The 1707-nt window shown below is 59.9% G+C and carries 1 protein-coding gene; it reads right to left on the bottom strand.

Going from position 1 to position 1707, the window contains the following annotated elements:
* On the bottom strand, nucleotides 1-1577 hold a 1577-nt coding region (locus NRB20_RS37340; protein WP_153416153.1), incomplete at its 3' end, for a hypothetical protein.
* Nucleotides 1578-1707 lie beyond the last annotated feature (130 nt).

Genomic DNA, 1707 nt, shown 5'->3' with positions numbered 1-1707 from the left:
TTGATCGAGCCGTTGGGTGTGATCTGGTAGATCCGGGTTCCGAGGGGGAGTCCGTTTTCGTCGAGTTTGTGCGCCAGTTCCTGTGGGTTCTTCAGTATTTCGAATCCGTGGGCCTGGTGTGCGGGTGGTGTGGTGTTGGTGTTCTCGGGTGGGTTGAGGTCCATCGAGTCGGAATCGGTGTGGGTTGTGGGTGTCCTCGGGTGGCTTCCGTCGCCGTGGGTGGGGTTGCCGGTGCGGGGGATCGTCCGGGTTTGGGTGGTGGTGTGTGTGGCCGAGCCGCGTCTGAGGTCCGCGCGTGCCAGAATTTTGTTGATCTGTGCCTGGGTGAGCACCCCGTCCACTGGAGTGATCAGCCCGTCGGACACGACTTGCTCCACGAGTTCCCCGCGCCCGCGTTGAGCCGTCGTCTTCGTGAGCCGGAGGCCTTTGGTCACCGCCCACAGCGATAGCGTCACTGCGTTGGTGTTGGCGCCGGGGATCTTGCAGTAAGGGTTCGGGCTGTTCTTGGCGGCGTTCGCGATTTCTTTGTCTGTGGTATTTCCGGTGTCGGCGTATTGCGCGGCGGCGTGTACCAGGTATACGCCTGTGACAGGGCCGAGTTCGATCTTGGGCTTGCTGTTGTCGTGTGTTCGGCTCGCGGTCGGAGCAGGGGCGTCCGTCGGGTTGTTGAGTGGTGGGGCGTTCGGGTTGTTGAGTTCCGTGCGTTTACGAATTTTATCGATGTGCTCCTTGGTGAGTTTCTTGGACGGAGTGAGCGATCCATTTTCGACGAGTTTCTCCACGAGTTCTCCGCGTCCGCTCCGGGGTTTCCTATTGGTGATACCGGCTTGCTTGGACAATCTATTCAGCGTTTGGTTCACTGTGCGTTCGCTGGTAGGTCTGCCGTCTTTCGTGATATCGCTCGCAATATCTCTGTCGGTGGTACTTCCGGTGTCGGCGTATCGCGCGGCAGCGTATTGCGCATACATGAGTCGGGTTGGATGGATAGCCATCTGGGTCGTGGGTCTGTCGTCTGATTGTTCTCCGGTTGGTGTGGGCGTGTTGTCAGGGACGTCGGGTGCGATGGAGCCGTCGTTGCCTTGTGTGCGTCTTTCGACTGCTTTTATGTGTGCTTCGGTGATTCCATTGTTTGCCGTGGTGATCCACTTGTCTTTCACGAGCTTCTCTATGAGGGGCGCGCGTTGGTTCCCGCCGTGACCACCGCGTGTCTCTGCTCCCACTTTTTCGGTCAATCGCGCCAGTGTCTGTCGCACTGCGTTGGCGTTGGTCCCGGCAGCTTCTGCGATTATCTCGTCGGTGACGGTTTCGCCCTGCGCGTACAGCTTGACAGCATATTCCGCGGCGGTGCGCATGGCGTCTCCGGAGATCCTGATCGTGGGGTGGACGGGTAGTTGGCTCGTGGTTGGTTCGGGGGTGTTGGTTGTCTCGGTGTCGGGTGTGCCGAGGCCGAATTCGGTGAGGTCCAGTGTTGTGGTGTTGGGGGCGGCTTGTACGTGCCTGTCGATTTCTTCGAATGTCGATTGCCAGTCCTCTGGTGCTGAAGAGGAGGAGGCTGCGGGGTCGAGTGTGTAGTCCATGTAACTTCGTGGACCTGCTGCTGGGTTTCTTCGGTTTCCTCGCGGTGATGGCCGCGGCGATGGTGCTGTTCAGCTCGCAACGGGCGTCCAACGCGCTGACCGGACTGGACGAATCCGCGTTGCGCGGCCT

Origin of the sequence: Nocardia macrotermitis (assembly GCF_009604405.1) — a bacterium.
GTDB lineage: Bacteria > Actinomycetota > Actinomycetes > Mycobacteriales > Mycobacteriaceae > Nocardia > Nocardia macrotermitis.
The sequence above is the reverse complement of the archived record's forward strand: the minus strand, read 5'-3'. Positions and strand labels throughout refer to the sequence as shown.